17 protein-coding genes are annotated in these 16,875 nt (G+C 45.4%); 1 reads left to right on the top strand and 16 read right to left on the bottom strand.

What is annotated here, in order from left to right; translation table 11 throughout:
- Positions 1 to 4: 4 nt before the first annotated feature.
- The 3 genes from fabK to HW447_RS14490 form a co-directional block, all read right to left on the bottom strand.
- Positions 5 to 931 (bottom strand): enoyl-[acyl-carrier-protein] reductase FabK, encoded by a 927-nt coding sequence (gene fabK, locus HW447_RS14500; protein WP_176255879.1) that lies wholly within the window; start codon positions 929 to 931, stop codon positions 5 to 7.
- A 165-nt stretch (positions 932 to 1,096) separates the two neighbouring features.
- Positions 1,097 to 1,330 (bottom strand): acyl carrier protein, encoded by a 234-nt coding sequence (acpP, locus tag HW447_RS14495; protein ID WP_176255839.1) that lies wholly within the window; start codon positions 1,328 to 1,330, stop codon positions 1,097 to 1,099.
- Between the two features lie 201 nt (positions 1,331 to 1,531).
- Positions 1,532 to 2,494: a beta-ketoacyl-ACP synthase III gene (locus HW447_RS14490; protein ID WP_176255838.1), complete on the bottom strand. Its 963-nt coding sequence runs from the start codon at positions 2,492 to 2,494 to the stop codon at positions 1,532 to 1,534.
- A 276-nt stretch (positions 2,495 to 2,770) separates the two neighbouring features.
- Between HW447_RS14490 and HW447_RS14485 the strand changes: the two genes are divergently transcribed.
- Complete coding sequence (locus HW447_RS14485; protein ID WP_176255837.1) at positions 2,771 to 3,037, top strand: AbrB/MazE/SpoVT family DNA-binding domain-containing protein; 267 nt, start codon at positions 2,771 to 2,773, stop codon at positions 3,035 to 3,037.
- 162 nt (positions 3,038 to 3,199) lie between these two features.
- Here the strand turns inward: HW447_RS14485 and HW447_RS14480 are convergent, their stop codons facing one another.
- The 13 genes from HW447_RS14480 to HW447_RS14420 all read right to left on the bottom strand — a co-directional run bounded on the left by HW447_RS14480 (position 3,200) and on the right by HW447_RS14420 (position 16,805).
- A complete protein-coding gene (locus HW447_RS14480; protein WP_176255836.1) occupies positions 3,200 to 3,550 on the bottom strand; it encodes a class Ib ribonucleoside-diphosphate reductase assembly flavoprotein NrdI in 351 nt (116 codons plus the stop codon).
- Positions 3,551 to 3,637: 87 nt separating this feature from the next.
- Positions 3,638 to 4,099, bottom strand: a complete 462-nt coding sequence (locus HW447_RS14475; protein ID WP_176255835.1) for a threonine/serine exporter family protein — start codon at positions 4,097 to 4,099, stop codon at positions 3,638 to 3,640.
- Positions 4,096 to 4,845 carry a threonine/serine exporter family protein gene (locus tag HW447_RS14470; protein WP_176255834.1) on the bottom strand — a complete coding sequence of 250 codons (750 nt, stop codon included), beginning with the start codon at positions 4,843 to 4,845 and terminating at the stop codon, positions 4,096 to 4,098. Before HW447_RS14470 ends, HW447_RS14475 begins: the two co-directional genes overlap by 4 nt.
- Positions 4,846 to 4,849: 4 nt before the next feature.
- The gene (rsmI, locus tag HW447_RS14465; RefSeq protein ID WP_176255833.1) at positions 4,850 to 5,734 is read right to left on the bottom strand and encodes a 16S rRNA (cytidine(1402)-2'-O)-methyltransferase; all 885 of its coding nucleotides are present in this window, start codon (positions 5,732 to 5,734) and stop codon (positions 4,850 to 4,852) included.
- A gap of 21 nt (positions 5,735 to 5,755) precedes the next feature.
- Positions 5,756 to 6,526 (bottom strand): tRNA1(Val) (adenine(37)-N6)-methyltransferase, encoded by a 771-nt coding sequence (locus HW447_RS14460; RefSeq protein WP_176255832.1) that lies wholly within the window; start codon positions 6,524 to 6,526, stop codon positions 5,756 to 5,758.
- Complete coding sequence (locus HW447_RS14455) at positions 6,516 to 7,448, bottom strand: PSP1 domain-containing protein (protein WP_176255831.1); 933 nt, start codon at positions 7,446 to 7,448, stop codon at positions 6,516 to 6,518. The genes HW447_RS14460 and HW447_RS14455 overlap by 11 nt, the downstream gene beginning before the upstream one ends.
- A gap of 44 nt (positions 7,449 to 7,492) precedes the next feature.
- Positions 7,493 to 8,482 (bottom strand): DNA polymerase III subunit delta', encoded by a 990-nt coding sequence (gene holB / locus HW447_RS14450; RefSeq protein ID WP_176255830.1) that lies wholly within the window; start codon positions 8,480 to 8,482, stop codon positions 7,493 to 7,495.
- A 201-nt stretch (positions 8,483 to 8,683) separates the two neighbouring features.
- Positions 8,684 to 10,174: a DUF3604 domain-containing protein gene (locus HW447_RS14445; RefSeq protein ID WP_176255829.1), complete on the bottom strand. Its 1,491-nt coding sequence runs from the start codon at positions 10,172 to 10,174 to the stop codon at positions 8,684 to 8,686.
- Positions 10,175 to 10,176: 2 nt separating this feature from the next.
- Positions 10,177 to 12,078 carry a DUF2264 domain-containing protein gene (locus HW447_RS14440; RefSeq protein WP_279285706.1) on the bottom strand — a complete coding sequence of 634 codons (1,902 nt, stop codon included), beginning with the start codon at positions 12,076 to 12,078 and terminating at the stop codon, positions 10,177 to 10,179.
- Positions 12,075 to 13,868, bottom strand: coding sequence for a hypothetical protein (locus HW447_RS14435; RefSeq protein WP_176255827.1), 1,794 nt, complete (start codon positions 13,866 to 13,868; stop codon positions 12,075 to 12,077). Before HW447_RS14435 ends, HW447_RS14440 begins: the two co-directional genes overlap by 4 nt.
- 10 nt (positions 13,869 to 13,878) lie before the next feature.
- Positions 13,879 to 14,979 (bottom strand): glycoside hydrolase family 88 protein, encoded by a 1,101-nt coding sequence (locus HW447_RS14430; RefSeq protein ID WP_176255826.1) that lies wholly within the window; start codon positions 14,977 to 14,979, stop codon positions 13,879 to 13,881.
- 3 nt (positions 14,980 to 14,982) lie between these two features.
- Positions 14,983 to 15,873, bottom strand: a complete 891-nt coding sequence (locus HW447_RS14425) for a carbohydrate ABC transporter permease (protein ID WP_308464090.1) — start codon at positions 15,871 to 15,873, stop codon at positions 14,983 to 14,985.
- 11 nt (positions 15,874 to 15,884) lie between these two features.
- A complete protein-coding gene (locus HW447_RS14420; protein WP_176255825.1) occupies positions 15,885 to 16,805 on the bottom strand; it encodes an ABC transporter permease in 921 nt (306 codons plus the stop codon).
- Positions 16,806 to 16,875 lie beyond the last annotated feature (70 nt).

Genomic DNA, 16,875 nt, shown 5'->3' with positions numbered 1-16,875 from the left:
ATTTCTACTCCCTGTTTAAAAGCTTTTTTGCCTGTTCCATCATCTCGCCGATCATTTCCTTACAGGTCTGTTCCTTTGAAATAAGACCTGCGATCTGGCCGGCCATTACCGTGCCGTTCATCACATCACCCTCCTGCACTGCCTTGCGCAAAGCGCCCAGTGTCAGGTACTCCAGCTCCTCAAAGGACTTTCCTTCCTGCTCAAGCTTAGTGTACTCTCTGGTCATCTGATTTCTCAGGCCTCTTACCGGATGTCCGTGACTTCTGCCGGTTACTACAGAGTCAATGTCCTTTGCCTTGATGATGCGCTGCTTGTAGTTTTCATGTACAATCGATTCCTTTGCCACAACAAAGCGGGTTCCCATCTGCACCGCCTCTGCTCCCAGCATAAAGGCCGCCGCAATGCCTCTTCCGTCTCCGATGCCGCCTGCCGCAATAACAGGAATGGAAACTGCGTCCACTACCTGGGGAACCAGGGTCATTGTAGTCTCTTCGCCGATATGGCCGCCAGACTCCGTTCCCTCTGCCACAACGGCATCTGCTCCGTATTTTTCCATACGGCGGGCCAGAGCCACGGAAGCTACCACAGGGATAACCCTGATTCCTGCGTTCTTCCACATTTCCATATATTTTTCAGGATTTCCAGCTCCGGTAGTAACAACCTTGATGCCTTCCTCCACAACTACCTTTGCCACATCCTCTGCATGGGGGCTTAAAAGCATAACATTTACGCCGATGGGGCGATCCGTCAGCGCTCTCGCCTTGCGGATCTCGTCACGGACAACCTCTCCGGGGGCATTGGCTCCTCCAATCAGGCCCAGACCGCCGGCTGCGGATACGGCTGCCGCAAGGTTATGCTCCGCTACCCAGGCCATACCTCCCTGGATAATGGGATATTCGATTCCTAACATCTCTGTGATTCTTGTTTTCATTGTTTTCTCCATACGCTCTTCTGCGATTCCGTCCATACCGAACCATCCGGCCTGCGGCTGTGTTCTGTCAGACTTCTCTTCAATAGAGGAAACAGCGTGCTTCAAACCATCCACACGCCGTCCCTCTCATTTGTTTATGCAGTTTTAACCTTATGCGGTCCGGCCTTATGCCTCTACACCGTGGTTCTTTAAGTACTCCATAACATCGCCTACTGTAGACATCTTCTCTAACTCCTCTGCGGGGATCTCTACAGAATACTCATCCTCTAAAGCCATAACAAGCTCGAAAAGATCCAGGGAATCTGCGCCCAGGTCTTCCTTAAAGGAGGAAGTCTCGGTTACGGACTCAGCGTCTACGCTTAACTGCTCTGCAATAATTTCTTTCATCTTCTCTAACATGATTTCTGTCTCCTTTTAACATAGGTTATTATATATTACACCTAAATATTTACCATTATATTCACGAATTGTCTATGCCCTTTTTACGGGGGTTTTTAATTTTTAACGGTTTTTAGACATTTTTTCTTCCATTGCCAACCGTCCAGGGGCAAACACCCCCAATTTCGGCTGCCAGGGCTGCCTCCCATTCCTGCCGTTTTGCTACCATTCCAGGAGAATTGCTCCCCAGGTAAGGCCCGCTCCAAAACCCGATAAGATCATCTTTTCACCGCGCTTTAACTGTCCTTTCCGGTTTAACTCATCTAAAAGAATGGGGACGGAAGCTCCGGATGTATTTCCGTAACGTTCCATATTGGCGGGAAATTTATCCACATCCACCTTAAGCCGCTTTGCAATCGACTCAATGATACGGAAATTAGCCTGATGGATCACAAAATGATCGATGTCCTGTGTGGTGTATCCTGTTTCCCTCAACACCTCATTCATACATTCAGGAACTTTTTTTACCGCAAATTTAAATACTTCCTGTCCATCCATGGTCATATATCCCAGTTCCGGCTTTCTTCCTAATAAGAAATTGCCGTTGGAACGGGAACCGCAGGTGAGAACACCGCCCTTTTCCCCATTGGAATGCATATTCAGGCCCAGGATACCTGTCTCATCGGCCCGGACAACAGCTGCTCCTGCCCCGTCTCCAAAGAGAACGCAGGTCCCCCGGTCTGTCCAGTCAATCAGCTTGCTCAGCACATCGGCTCCAATCACAAGGGCTGTCTTATAGATCCCCGCGGAAATAAACGCGTGAGCAGTGCTCAAAGCGAACACAAAACCCGTACAGGCTGCGCTGATATCATAGCAGGCTGCATTCACCGCTCCCAATTTAGCCTGTACCTCGCAGGCTCCGTTTGGGAAACAGGAATCCGGTGACGAGGTTGCAAGAAGGATCAGGTCAATCTCTTCCGGGAGAATGGCTGCCTGCTCAATGGCTCTGGCTGCTGCCTTGGCCGCCATATCCGAGGTGCCGTCCTCAGTGGCAATCCGCCGTTCTCTAATGCCTGTTCGGCTGCGGATCCACTCGTCATTTGTCTCAACAATCTTCGATAGATCATCATTAGTCACGATCTGCTCCGGCACATAGGAGCCGGTTCCTATTATTCTGGTCGTCATTTTTATTTACCCGGCCCCGGATGAGCGGTCTGAAAACGGCCCGCTGCCAAAGGGCTGTACCTTCCTTTGCCGAAATACTTTGAATCTCAAAGTAATACTACAGGATAGGAAACCGTTTGTCAAGTAGGAATTTGGCAGGAATATTCCAAAAATTTACTAAATTATACCACAATTTACCATTTTAGACTTTTTTATTTATTGACTTCATTTCCCGGTTTTGTTAGTTTAGAGTTGTAAAAGTTTCAGAATCTTACAAATTACAAAGGAGGTCATAAGATGAAGACCACAGGAGTAATCCGCAAGCTGGATGAGCTGGGCAGAATCACGCTTCCTATAGAATTAAGGAGAAGCCTTGACCTGGATGTCAAAGATGGACTTGAAATAACCGTTCAGGATGACTGCATTATCCTTAAAAAAGCGGAAAGCGCAGATATTTTTACAGGCAGTACCGAGGATCTGCTGGAATATGAAGGAAAAAAAGTATCCCGCAATTCTGTTATGGCGCTGGCAAAACTGGCCGGGCTGAATGTAGCTGAGGCATAGGCAGAACTGGCAGCGCAGTAACTGCAAAAACCCCCAAGGTTCTCTGTGTATTAAGGAAGATACGCAGACAAACACTGGGGGTTTTTATATTTTAATTCAGGTAAAATGGCCTGCTGACCCGGTTAGCTGTCCGGCTTTATACCGGATAACCGAACCGTGCCGCTAAGCCAGCTTTGCCCGGATCGACCTGTGGTCATAGATGTCGCCCGCCCCATCTACCTGAGCGATTACAGGGACGCCGTACTCTTCAGAAATAATCTGCCCGGCACCGCAGAAGGTATCTGCATGGCGCTGCATATTTCCAGAAACAACCACTCCCTTTAAACGGGATCCATTGGACTTTAAAAAGGACGCCACCACAGGCGGAACCTCACCCCGGCCGTCTGTATAGGTTAAAAGAATAAAGTCCTCGCCGACGGTTTCCGTACCGTCCTTCAGCTTTAGAGCCTCTAATTCCAGAGTCTGAACCAGTTTTTCTACATTTCCGCTGCGCGAAGCATATACATATTTCATTGGTATACAACCTTCTTTCTTAAAAGCAAAAATTAGTTATATCTAACCATTAGTCAGCCTATCATTAAACTCTGTTTTCGTCAAGTCCTATTTTAACACTCTGTTTCTCCCCATATGCCTCCTCACGCTCACCGCCAGCCTCGCCACATGGGACGCCAGTATGATCCCCAGCGCAATCGCTCCCGCCTCTGTCAGCACCAGTGTTAAGTATGTACTGAACTCCTCTTTAAGTCCCTGCACCAGATAATACATCGTATAATAAAGAGCTTCTCCGGGAACCTCCGGAATCAGCATGGGAACCAGGAGAAGGATCACCGGAGTGCGGATGATTCTGGCTAATATCTCACTGAGAGCGGCAACAAACAGACTGGCAGCCAGCAGCCCCGAAAATATGCTCCACCCGGCGGCTCTGCACAAAAGATAGACGGCCCATCCCGCGCCGCTTCCTAAAGCGATCACAGCAAGACGTTTTCCCCGAACGCCAAACAAAACAGCAAATCCTACCGATCCGATCATGCCTGTAACGGTCTGAATTACAGCAAAGCTCATACTGTCCCTCCAAAAATAATTACAAGAGCAAAGCCCATGGCTACCGCAGCCGCTTTTAGAACCGCCTCACTCATATTGAGAAGTCCACTGATCATATCTCCATTTATCATATCTCTCAGGGAGTTGGTCAGCTGAAGCCCTGGAATTACCAGCATAATATCGCCAATCATGATCTTATCCGGCTGTGTGCCGATTCCCATCCTGACAAGGAGCAGAACAGCCATCGCCGTCACTGCGCTGCAAAGCATATTCTGAATAATGGTATTCAGTTTCAAAATGGAACTTCCATGCAGCATCCCATATAAAACCGCCCCTGACAGCGCCGCCGCCATGCCGTCCATTCCGGTTCCTCCAAAGAAAACCGACAGCGCTGCCGCAATCATCATATGCATCCCCAGTTCCAGGCGAACCGATGTTTTTTTCCCTTTTCGGATGACATCCAGCTCCCTTTTAAACTCCTCTAAGGATATTGGGCCGGCGCATATTCTGCGGGACAGTTCGTTTACCCTGGCTACTCTTCCCAGGTCTGTATCCCTCGTCCGGATCCGGCGGGTCTGAGTGACGGCGCGCCCGTCTGCCGACATGGCGGTGACGATAATACTGGATGTAATGGTAAACACATCCGCACGGGCAAAACCATAGGCCATGCACAGGCGGGTAATTGTATCCTCCACCCGGCTCACCTCAGCTCCATGGGCAGCAAGGAGTTCCCCCGCATCCATAATAGCTGTCATGAAATATTTCATCTCGTCATATTCTGCTTCCGCTAAGCTCGCTTCTGTTTTTATTTCCATGCAGTCCCTGATACACATCCCTCTTAGACACTCCCCTGTCTTTTGCCACCGCCTTCATAGCTTCCTTCTTATCCATGCCCTGGCTCATATAATGTTCCATATGCTCTTCCAGGCTCACTGCCTCCCAGGACTGTCTGGCCTCTTCCTCCATTTCCTGTACGGAACGGCCCCGGATAACGATGACGCATTCTCCCTTGGGCTCCTCGGTCTCATACACGGCCAGGGCCTCCTTAAACGTGGTTCTCCAGGCGCTCTCAAATTTCTTCGTAAGTTCCCGGCAGATAGTGATATCCCGGTCTCCCATGGCCTCAAAAAGATCTGCCAGTGTCCGTTTCAAATGATGGGGCGCTTCATACAGGATAATGGTTCTGGTTTCATTTTTCAGTTCCTCAAGTATCCTCTGACGCTCCTTTTTATCACTCTTTTCCGCCGGCAAAAATGCCTCAAAGCAGAATCTCCTGGTAGGAAGGCCAGACATGGTAAGCGCCGTGATACAGGCTGCAGGGCCAGGAAGGGAAGTTACGGGAATACCTGCCTCATGGCACTGACGCACCAGTTCTTCACCTGGATCAGAAATACCAGGCGTTCCAGCATCGGTAATCAATGCAATATTTGTCCCCTCTTTCAGCTTTTCCACCAGATATTTCGCCTTATCTATCTTATTATATTCATGGTAGCTGGTCATAGGCGTTTTGATGCCCAGATGGTTTAGAAGCTTAATACTGTGACGGGTGTCCTCTGCCGCGATCAGATCCGCCTCCTCCAGCGTACGCACTACCCGGTAGGTAATATCCTCCAGATTTCCAATGGGCGTTGCGCACAAGTATAATATTCCTGCCATAGCTCCAGCTCCTTTACTTTTCTAATAACCGTAAGTAGTCCGTATCTCTTCGGAATACTCTCCATTCTCGTCAAATACAATCACCGGCGGCTCTGCCTTTAAAAGGGCGCCTCCGCCCCGGACTGCCTCGATGAGAACCATGTTTGCCTCCCTGTCTCTGTAGGGATGGACAAACTTCATCCTCTTAGGTTCAAGACCATGCATTTTCATGGTCTGGATAATCTCGATCAGACGCCTGGGCCTGTGTACCATATAAAAACGGCCTCCGGGCCGCAGCACTCGCGTCCCCTCCCGTACCACGTCCTCCAGGGTGCAGAGCACCTCATGGCGTGCAATAGCCTTGGCATCCTGGGGATTTTTAATGCCGTGCGCATCATTCATGTAGGGCGGATTACTCGTTACCACATCAAAAGAAGCCCGGTCAAAGAGCGTCCCGGCCTCCTTTATATCGCCTGTTACAATCTCCACCCGATCCTCAAGGCCATTATAAGCCACACTCCGACGGGCCATGTCTGCCGACTCTTCCTGAATCTCCAGCCCTGTAAAATGCATTCCCTGGGTCTTAGCACTTAAAAGAATGGGAATAATCCCGGTTCCGGTTCCCAGATCCAGGACCTTCTCCCCCTCCTTCACCACTGCAAAGCCTGACAGAAGCACCGCGTCCATTCCAAAGCAGAAAGCTCCCTTTCTCTGGATAATGCCGTAATGATTGCGCTGCAGATCGTCGATCCGCTCATCATCCCGCAGTGAAATTTCCTTAACCTTGATCCAGGTATGCTCCTTACTTATCATTGAGCTTCGACTTTCCTTCCTTTTTCTCCAGGGCCTCCAGTTTCTTAAGTTCCGTATCCGAACCTCCGCTTTCCTTGGCCTGACGCTCCCCGTTCTTTCCCTTCTTCTTTCTGGGCTTGAATTTCAGGTCCTCTACCTTATACTCACGAATCTCTTTCTCATCCCGGTCTACCACAACTACGACCTTTACCAGCTGGCGCAGCACATTTACACTGTGCACCTCGCCCTTTAAGCCGTCCGCAGTAGTCACATAGTCACCAATGGCCGGCAGCCTGCTGTTTAAAACCTCATAGGTCTCTTCCTCGTTTTTCAGGCAGCACATCAGTCGGCCGCAGACACCGGAAATCTTGGTTGGATTCAGTGAAAGATTCTGTTCCTTTGCCATCTTGATGGATACAGGGATAAACTCCGACAGGTACGAATGACAGCACAAAGGCCTTCCGCAGATGCCGATTCCTCCCATAATCTTTGTCTCATCCCGCACGCCAACCTGACGCAGTTCAATCCTGGTCTTAAACACGCTGGCCAGGTCCTTTACAAGCTCCCTGAAATCAATCCGGCCGTCTGCAGTAAAGTAAAACAGCACCTTATTATTATCAAAGGTGTACTCTGCATCAATCAGCTTCATTTCCAGCTTATGCTTGCGGATCTTTTCCTGGCAGATCTTAAACGCCTCTCTCTCCTTCTCCTTATTCCGGGTTTCTACCGCCCGGTCCTCCTCTGTCGCCATACGGATCACCGGCTTTAAGGGCGGAACCACCTTTGCGTCCTCAACTTCCCGGTTGCCAAGCACCACATATCCGTACTCAATTCCTCTGGCCGTCTCAACGATCACATGATCGCCGGTCTTTATATCACGTCCGGCGGGATCAAAATAGTAAATTTTTCCCGCCGTCCGAAAACGAACTCCGATAACTGTCAATTCTGTTCTCCTTTTTATTGGTCTGTGCCATACTAAATGGCGTCTTAGTTTTCCTTCATGGTCAGAAGCATCAGCTCCATCACCAGTTCCATATTTACATTAGCGTCCAGCCGCACTCTGGCCTTGTCAATCGCCTCAAGAATCTTCTCCAGTCCTTCGTATCCGCTTAAAGCTGCAATATTCTTCACCGTCGAAAATTCATCCTTAAAAATCAGCAGATTGATGTCTTTAGTGGTCTTATACATCAGTACATCCCGATACCACATCTGCATAAAGTCCAGACAATCATGGAGATCCAGATTGTCCTCCTTCAGCTTGCGGATATAGTCTAAAAGCTCGGAGATATCCATTTCCTTCAGATGCTTCAGCAGATGAAGAATTTCGTTATACATCACCTTAAACTCCTCTGAATCAGCCAGATGAATGGCTTTTCCCAGATTTCCCCTTGCAAATGCGGCATAAATCTCTGCCTGGGTCTCCTCTTCCTTTAAAGACTGGATCAGATACTCCTTCACTACCGAATCCCGCAGAGGCTTTAACTTCAGCTGCACACACCGCGAAAGGATCGTGGGCAGAAATGCATCCGGGTTGGTGGTAAGAAGCAGGATCACCGCATAGGAGGGAGGCTCCTCAATGGTCTTAAGAAGGGCGTTCTGGGCCTGAACCGTCATTTTCTCCGCCTCATCCACAATATAGATCTTGTAATAGCTGCTGTAGGGCCGCACCATGATGGTGTTGTTGATCTGCTCCCGAACCTCATCCACGCCGATGCTGGCAGGCTTCTCATGGGTCACATAGATCAGATCGGGATGACTGCCCGAAAGCACCTGCCTGCAGGCATGGCACTGCATACACGGCTCGGCCGTTCCCTTTTCACACAAAAGGCTCAGCGCAAAAGCGTTGGCAAGAGACTTGCGCCCCATTCCCGCCTCGCCGCTGAGTATATACGCATGAGAGATCTTTCCTGTTTCCACTGCATTTTTAAAATGCTCCTTGATCTGCTCATGTCCCAGAATGTCCTTAAAAACCAGCATCTTCCATACCCCCTTTGATTGCTTTTTATGCTGCCATCAGTATAACATAAGTTAATTTTGATGTATAGCCTTAAGTTGGCGGGCAAAAGATCCAGACGCAAAAATCCCCCTCTTTTCAGATGATTGAAAAGAGGGGGTATGCCTGCTGAGGCCGTGAGGTGTGTTGAAGGAGTCCTCCCGCACTCCTCCACGTACGCTGTTTTATAAGCCTGTCCTTACATAAACTGGAGAAATATACGCCCACTGCCTATTCTTCTGACTGATTTCCATATGATATACATCACATAACTGTTCTGGATGATTATCCTCTAGTTCCATCTCAAACTGATATCGTGAACACGGCAGTGCCGGATGAATTTTGAATGCCTGTGAATGATAATATTCCATTTCACAAACATAACCATATTCCAGAAGATCCCCTATAGATGCCCTGTAGTCTTTCTGATTCATCTTAAAATAAAGCTTTGTGTTCAGGTTTCCTTCTATTTCAAATACAATTGAAGAAGTAGATGGATGCAGCGTAGACTTGTTTCCCACCGTATCGCAAATCCACTCTGCACTGCTCCCATCCAATACCAATGCACTGGTTGCTATGTCATTAATTTGATCCACATCATAGCATTCATCCTGAGACGGTGCCAGCACACTTCTTCCCCGAAAATATGGGTGTAATGATACAATGCTTCCCCCTGTAACGCCCAGTTTTCCAGACCAGCGATATAAATCCTGCTTTCCCCATCCCATCTCAATCCGGATTTTATAGCGCCCTCTGGAAATATTTTTTTTATGCAATTCTCCATTTTCAACATAGATTGGTTTCCCGTTTTTATACACTACAATCTTATCTAGTCCATATTCTGTTTTTACATTCCAATTCAGTACCCTTTTGCTTCCTTCCGTTTTTCCACCCATTGGAATTCCATTTATATCAAACTGACAGTGGATTCTGTCTCCTGTCACTGCATAGGTTCGCCCAGCCTTCAGCGCACCCCATATGCTTTCTTTTGTTTTCCCTTCTGCCCAGACGGCAGCCATTCCATCTCCATAAGAACCCGGGAATCCTGCATGATGATCGGTAGAAGCCACAAAACCAAATTGCTTTCCACGCTTTAAACCCTCATATATCAGATTTCGGCCATCTCTGGGCCCCATATTATGGTAATATGGATAATCAGCCTCTTCGCTCATTCCACAGCCATGTTTAGAAAATACCTCTACGACAGGGGATATGCTGCTGTCAAATTCGTCCCAGTTAATTCCCCTGTACCCCTTTGGATATCCAATATGATGGGGAATAACGATCGCATCTCTTTGACAGGCTTTTATCAGATCCTTCGGCGATTCGCCATATACTAAGGGAAGATCATCTGCCGGTGATAAAAGATGATAGTCTCCATACTGACTGGAATGAAGTTCATACCCCTGAAATGTAACTAATCCTTCCTTTCCTGCTCTTTTTACTCTGTTCCGAATATCTGTCCAATGATCTTTAAGTTTCTTAAATCCTTCTTCATGAAAATTGACAACAAATTCTGTTTCCGGTCGTTTTTCATACATATCGGGCCACATTGCATGGCCAGTAAATGCACAAAAATCCAATTGGCTTTTTGCTCTTTCAATTGCATTTTCCAGGCACCCAAATCCGTATGTAATCCCACAATGGTTATGAAGATCCCCCCAGTAAATATCCATCTTTATTCCTCCCGTTTTAAATCAGGCCATTCTATCCTTATTTCACTCGTATCTGTTCTAACATATATGTTATTTTCTTTCAGTTCTGCCTGCGGAATCATATCAATATATTTGACTGCATCTTCTGTTCGGTCCCCCAAAAAGCAGTCAATGATATCATGCTGACCAGGCTTAAGCCTTCTGCAAATCATTGGCAAGACAGCCAGGCTGTACAGCAGATTTGTATTTGGAAATGTATCGATTACTACTGCATTTCCATCTCCATTCACAGAAACCGCCCCGGTGACTCCCCATGGCAGACAGACAAATATTTTTCCTTCCTCATGTTTAATCTGATCCTCACTGTATTTTTCCAAAAGATCACCAGCTTGTGCCTGGGAGGACACTTCGGCCTCAATAGAAAACCCGCCATCCGCCAGATCAATTTCTTTATCTGTCAAAATACGGTGAATCCGTATATGCCAGGATCCCAAAGGAATAACTGCACTTTCAGCTTCTACTCCAGGCATTAGACTGTATGCAGAAAATACCGCCTGTTCTGTTATAAAAAACGATTTTGTGCCATATTTCATCCGATAGCAGTTATCATCTGCTATCGATACAGCCAATGTATTATCGAATGCCCCATCACGCAGCTGATGCCCTCTGGATATACTGAAACCAAATTGATTAGAATAGACAAACTTTTCATATTTTTCTGCAGTGCAGCCATGATTTTGACAATGCTGACCTGTTACAAATGACTGGACATGATCCATATTATGCGTAATCAGCATATGCGGATGCTCTAAAAGCTGTACAGCTTTAAACAGCGGCCGCTGGTCCTGTGCTGTCCAGAAAGGATGGTTATCCTCCAATACAAGCATAAAAAAGGTCTTTAATGCCCAATAAGGAGAGCCATGACCATTATATCTTTCACTCATAAATAAATTGGGATACCCATATCCAATACTAAGTACACCATCATTATCAAATATGGGGCGGCAAAGCCATTTTTCCAGATTATTTATGGCCAAGTGACGTAAAAGTCCATATTCTATATTGTCATCACAGGCAAACGCCAATGCTGAAAAGAAAGCTCCGTGAGCAAAGCGATATGTAAGACTTCGCCCATAGGGTATTTCTCTTCCCTCTGTATCAAACCAGTAGATATAATCTTTTGCAAATTGTTTTCCCCGCTCCTTTAATATGCAACAATAATCAGGCTCTTCTTTTTCCATGAATTTAGCATAAACAAGACCATAAAAATGCATCGCAAACGCAATATAATAATCTAACTGTCCGTTATTTCCGTCATGGTACCAGCCATCCCCCTCATAACAGTCCGCAATCACAGCCCAGTCCTCATCTTCCTTCTCCTGTGACCAGGGGCGTCCGATCCTCCGAAACATCATATTCACAAGAATTCTGAAAAATCTCCAATTATTGGCGTGCACCCTGTGATGATTAATCTGGTCCATCCAAACACAAAATTGTTCTTTCTGACACGCATCCAACGGATCCCATAAAACTTGAGGTGACAGACTTACAGCTACTGCAATGGCTGCCATTTCAACCATTTTCTGATCATAGTCTACCAGATCCCCCCAGTATTCCGAATACTGGGGATTAGTTCCATGGATCAGCCCGGTCAAATAATGCTTTTTCCATTCTTCAATCTCAGATTTTAAATCTGGAGCTAAATTAGGGCTCTCCCTGGACCATAAAGGACCTAACCCCCACAAAATTCTGGAAAATCCCTCCATTCTTGCGGCCTTTTCTCCATAATGTACCCCTGTATTTCCCACATGAAGCCATCCCTTTCCGTCACTATAATACTTTTTCAGCGGACGGATCATTTCTAAAAACAGTTCTGCCGCGCCTGCTCTGCTCTGAATTTTCCGGTTTTTCCATTGTCCAGTCATACTCCTGTCTCCTCTACCTGAATTGCGACGTGGAATTTCCCATTTTTATCTGCTTTTACAGCAAATCGCCATGCTTCAAATCCTCCAGCCAAAAAAAATATTGGAGTCGGATCTGCGTTTTCTTCTAAATCAGATATACCAATCTTTATTTTTCCCCTATCTCTTGGCAATTCCCAGCTATCATGTACACGTTGTATCCCCAGCTTATGTTTTCCAATTATTGGGAGTATAAACATGGGCTGCACACACTTGGATTCCTGTGATAATTGAATCTCTCCATCAATTATGACTTCATCATCAGAAAAAGAATATACCAGACTTCCATACACCGGTTTATCAGCAGAATTATGCTCTGCATCCTTTAATTCCAGATTAACCGCAATCCTGACCCCATCTTCCAGTTCCTGTGCTGTGATATGGGAATCATAGTCATAACAACTGGAATACTTTTTTTGACTGCTCTGCATTTCAATTCCTGGTGTTAAACTGCAGTGCTGTGTTTTTTTCAGAGAAAGCTGCATATTATGCGGCTCCTTTAGCCAGTAATCTGTCATAGATGACATGATAACAGGCCCGGCTGTTTTATGCCACAGCATGGTTAATGTTCCCCCCGAAGCGTGCCCTCCTTTCATGTAATTAAAATCATAGCCTGTTACAGTTCCCAAAAAATCACCTATTGAAATTTTCCAAACATCTATTTCTGGAAAATATAACAGTGATGGAGCGTGCTGAGAAGGAAGTTCTTTCTCCTGGCTGCTCCACTGCCCAGAGTCTATCATTGATGCCAGAGCCTTTGCATGACAAAATGTATGATGAATACAGGGTTCTTCACCGTGTGTCTCATAGTCAGGGCCTCCATATAACAGTCCGTTTACACTGCATTTTTTATACAACATCACATTACGTACTGCTGCTTCATGAAATACAGGCTCTTCCTCTCCCCATATTCCATATGCCGATTGACAGCCATCTGATGTTCTGCTTCCCCAATAGGTCCATTTATAATTTCGGGAACCGAAGCTGTTATCCCATGCCCCATCCGGCAGCATAAAAACAAGCTGTTTTTTCAAAATTTCCTTTAGTTTTTTAATTAATCTTAAATCGCCTACTGTTCTGGCATATAAAACCAGAGATGGAATGGACTCTTCCACATTATATCCGATATCTACCGGACGGCATCCTCTTTTCGTTACCCCCTCTGCCGGCTGACCCTCTCCATAAAAAAGGCCATTTTCCAATAAATGATTTTCGCAATAATCTGCCAGTTCTTTTGCCTGAACTAAATACTCTGCCCTATCCTCATATTTTCCTGCCAAAGCAAGTGCTGCTGCCGCAGACGCATGGTAATTGATGTTAGTTTTATAACCCACAGTAATCGTTCGGGCGATCCAACGTGCCCCTGCTTTCATTCTTTGCTCCCAATATTTCTTTGTTTCCAAATTCAGCAGGTGACCATGGTGATTTAACGCTTCACACAGACTTATTACTCCAAAAACAGTTATCCCATTCCATTCGCTTTGAGCGTCATTATAAAAACTCCCATCGTCGCAAACCATATTGATTCCCCAGTCAAAAACAGCTTCTGCTGCCTTCCGATACTTCTCTTCTCCTGTAAAATCCGCCACACACATCAAAGGGTATACAGCGTCCTGGCTTCTTCCGTGAATCATTTTACAGGCCGGGCAGAAAAAGCCGCCATCAAAACGTGAGTCTCCCTTATTGTGAATCTGGTAACTAATTAAACCATCGCACCAGCTTTTTAACAGGTCAAAACACTCTTCCCTCTCCATACCGGCTCCTTTACCAGATCATAAATCCCTTCCCCATCAGTCTGAGAATTCCCTCTACCAAAAAGTAATCCCCATAAATCAACGGGACATGAACCTGCTTATCATAAGCAACGCTTCCATTCTGTAAAATACCGTCTTTTTCTATATTCCAGCAGCAATGCTTTTCTTCCAGAGCTTCCAACATTTTTTCCGCACTATTTCTGTAAAGCATCTTCTCGGATTCATCTACTGCATCTGCAATTTCAAGAAGACCGCAGGCAGCACAGGCGGTAGCTGATGTATCCCAATATACAGGCTGAGCAGGTGCTCTGAAATCCAGCAATGATACAAAACCGGTCTGAGCCGCATTTGCCATAAAGTAGTGGGCTGCCCGCTTAGCAGCATCCAAATATTCCCGTTTACCTGTATAGCGGTATCCTAAGGCAAAGCCATACACTGACCATGCCTGCCCTCTGGACCATGAAGATCCCTCTTTATAGCCCTGACCGGCCGGGAATTCAACCGCCTCCCCTGTTACCGGATCAAAGACCGCAATGTGATTACAGGAACCATCTGGCCTCTGCAAATAACGAACGGCTGTATCTGTATGCCGTCTTGCGATTTCCCCAAACCTAGGATCCTTCAGTTCTTTTTCCGCCCAGTAAAGAAGCGGCACATTCATAAGACAATCTACAATCATCCAGCCTGTTTTGTCATCATTCCATGCCCGAATAAAGTTTCCTGAAGGGTTAAAACGGCCTGCCAATATATTAGCGGCATGGAGCCCTCGTACACGTGATTTGGGATTTCCTGTAATTCTGTAATCAGCTACTGCCGTATGAAGAAATAAAAATCCCACATCATGATGCAAAGCCTCAAAGTTTTCCAGAATACAATCAAATTCCTGCTCTGTATGCTCTGCTGCATTTTTATAAATTGAATCTTTTGTACACTGATACATCTGCCATAAAATTCCCGGCCAGAATCCATTTGTCCACCATGACAGCTTTACATCCCGCATATCATTCCGGTATGCTCCATCCTCTGCTATATAAGGAATACGTTCTCCCAACCGCATACATTCAGCATGAATCTTGGTTTCCAGCTTTTCAAAAATTTTCTCTGCATCCATTTTTTACTCCTTTACTGCTCCTGCAATTGTTCCTTTAGTAAAATGTTTCTGCAAAAACGGGTATACACAAAGGATAGGTACGGTTGCTACTATGATTGTCGCATATTTAATAGTCATTGCTACTGATTCCTGATCCATTGTTCCTACACCTGTTGTCATTGATGTGACATCGTTTTGCATCAGTATTTCTCTTAAAATTACCTGAAGAGGATAAAGTTCTCTTGTGCGTATAATAGCTGATGCCCAGAACCATGAATTCCAAATTGAAACACCATAGTAAAGCACCATTACTGCCAAAATTGCTTTTGAAAGAGGAAGAACAATCTGGGTGAGAATCGTTATATGCCCTGCTCCGTCGATCTGCGCTGCCTCAATCAAACTTTCAGGAATACTTTCAAAGGATGTTTTTAAAATCACCAGATTATATGTACTGATCATAAAAGGCAAAATCAGTCCCCAAAGACTGTCTCGCAGCTGAAGATCCTTTAAATTCAGATAAAAAGGAATCATACCCCCGGAGAAAAACATGGTGAACATAATAATCATCATAATGGGCTTTTTAAACATAACTCTGCGTCTGGAAAGAAAATAGGCCCCCAAAGATGTCATAATAATATCTAATGCAACGCCTACCAGCAGCACAAACATGGTATTTAAATAACCGCGGATAATCATTGGGTTTTTAAATACTTTACTGTATGCTTCCACACTCCATCCAGCCGGCTTTAATAAAAGACCTGTATGCTGGGTCAGCATATTGCTGTCACTAAAAGAAGCCACAACTACATACCAGACCGGATACAGACAAAGCAACATAATCAGGGACAGAAAAATGTAATTGAATACAGTAAAGATTCTTTCACCTCTGGAACGTTTCACTTTCATTGTTTTCATTTCTGTCCCTCCTACCATAAGCTTGTTTCGCCACATTTACGCGCCAATTTATTGGTAATCAGCAAAAGAGCTAAATTGATCACGGAATTAAAGAGGCCAATTGCAGTGGAATAACTCCAATCCTGTTCTAAAAGACCAATTCTGTAAATATATGAAGAAATAATATCTGCTGTCTCATACGTTGCAGGATTATATAAAAGAATTGTTTTCTCATATCCCATGTTCATCAGAGTACCCATTTTCAAAATAAACATAATAATTATGGTAGGCATAATTCCCGGCAGTGTTACGTGAACCAGCTGTTTCCATTTTCCTGCTCCGTCAATCTGAGCCGCTTCGTATAGCTGACTGTCCACTCCAGATAATGCAGACAGATAAATAATGGATCCCCATCCCACTTCCTGCCATACACCGGATGCCACATAAATAGTTCTGTACAGATCTGGATTCTGAAGCAGAGGTGAACGCTCCCCCCCAAACAATTCAATAATGTCATTAAACAAACCGCTCGTCATACTGAAATCCACCAGCATACCCGTTACTACAATCATTGAAATAAAATGCGGCAGATAGGTAACCGTCTGGGTCAGACCCTTAAATTTTTTATTTTTCACTTCATTTAACAAAAGAGCTAAAATAATTGGGGCTGGGAAACCAAAAATCAGGCTGTACACACTTAACAGGATCGTATTACGAATCAAACGGCCAAAATATACACTGTCAAAGAATCTGAAAAAGTTTTCCAATCCAACCCAGGGGCTTTCGTCTATTCCAAGGGCCGGCGTGTAATCTTTAAATGCAATAATTGCACCATACATAGGTTTGTAATGAAATAGAATAAAAAAGATCAGAACCGGAAGGATCATCATATATAGAGATTTATTTCTGATCCAGTCTTTTTTTATCCTGTAAAAAATTGACGGCTGCTTCATTTTTTATCATTCCTCCATTTCAATCTGTCAGAATACAAAAGAGACACTGCAAAATGATGTTCCCATTTTG

This window comes from Enterocloster alcoholdehydrogenati (assembly GCF_013282095.1).
GTDB classification, from domain to species: Bacteria; Bacillota; Clostridia; order Lachnospirales; family Lachnospiraceae; genus Enterocloster; species Enterocloster alcoholdehydrogenati.
This window is presented reverse-complemented; position numbering and strand designations above follow the sequence as displayed.

Excerpts from the sequence above, each read along its gene's own strand:
- HW447_RS14490 (WP_176255838.1), bottom strand. The coding sequence starts at position 2,494 with ATGACGACCAGAATAATAGGAACCGGCTCCTATGTGCCGGAGCAGATC.
- HW447_RS14445 (WP_176255829.1), bottom strand. The coding sequence starts at position 10,174 with ATGGATATTTACTGGGGGGATCTTCATAACCATTGTGGGATTACATAC.
- HW447_RS14485 (WP_176255837.1), top strand. The coding sequence starts at position 2,771 with ATGAAGACCACAGGAGTAATCCGCAAGCTGGATGAGCTGGGCAGAATC.
- HW447_RS14420 (WP_176255825.1), bottom strand. The coding sequence starts at position 16,805 with ATGAAGCAGCCGTCAATTTTTTACAGGATAAAAAAAGACTGGATCAGA.
- acpP (WP_176255839.1), bottom strand. The coding sequence starts at position 1,330 with ATGTTAGAGAAGATGAAAGAAATTATTGCAGAGCAGTTAAGCGTAGAC.
- holB (WP_176255830.1), bottom strand. The coding sequence starts at position 8,482 with ATGCTGGTTTTTAAGGACATTCTGGGACATGAGCAGATCAAGGAGCAT.
- HW447_RS14440 (WP_279285706.1), bottom strand. The coding sequence starts at position 12,078 with ATGACTGGACAATGGAAAAACCGGAAAATTCAGAGCAGAGCAGGCGCG.
- HW447_RS14435 (WP_176255827.1), bottom strand. The coding sequence starts at position 13,868 with ATGGAGAGGGAAGAGTGTTTTGACCTGTTAAAAAGCTGGTGCGATGGT.
- HW447_RS14425 (WP_308464090.1), bottom strand. The coding sequence starts at position 15,873 with ATGAAAACAATGAAAGTGAAACGTTCCAGAGGTGAAAGAATCTTTACT.
- HW447_RS14460 (WP_176255832.1), bottom strand. The coding sequence starts at position 6,526 with ATGATAAGTAAGGAGCATACCTGGATCAAGGTTAAGGAAATTTCACTG.
- HW447_RS14480 (WP_176255836.1), bottom strand. The coding sequence starts at position 3,550 with ATGAAATATGTATATGCTTCGCGCAGCGGAAATGTAGAAAAACTGGTT.
- HW447_RS14430 (WP_176255826.1), bottom strand. The coding sequence starts at position 14,979 with ATGGATGCAGAGAAAATTTTTGAAAAGCTGGAAACCAAGATTCATGCT.
- HW447_RS14470 (WP_176255834.1), bottom strand. The coding sequence starts at position 4,845 with ATGAAATATTTCATGACAGCTATTATGGATGCGGGGGAACTCCTTGCT.
- rsmI (WP_176255833.1), bottom strand. The coding sequence starts at position 5,734 with ATGGCAGGAATATTATACTTGTGCGCAACGCCCATTGGAAATCTGGAG.
- HW447_RS14475 (WP_176255835.1), bottom strand. The coding sequence starts at position 4,099 with ATGAGCTTTGCTGTAATTCAGACCGTTACAGGCATGATCGGATCGGTA.
- fabK (WP_176255879.1), bottom strand. The coding sequence starts at position 931 with ATGAAAACAAGAATCACAGAGATGTTAGGAATCGAATATCCCATTATC.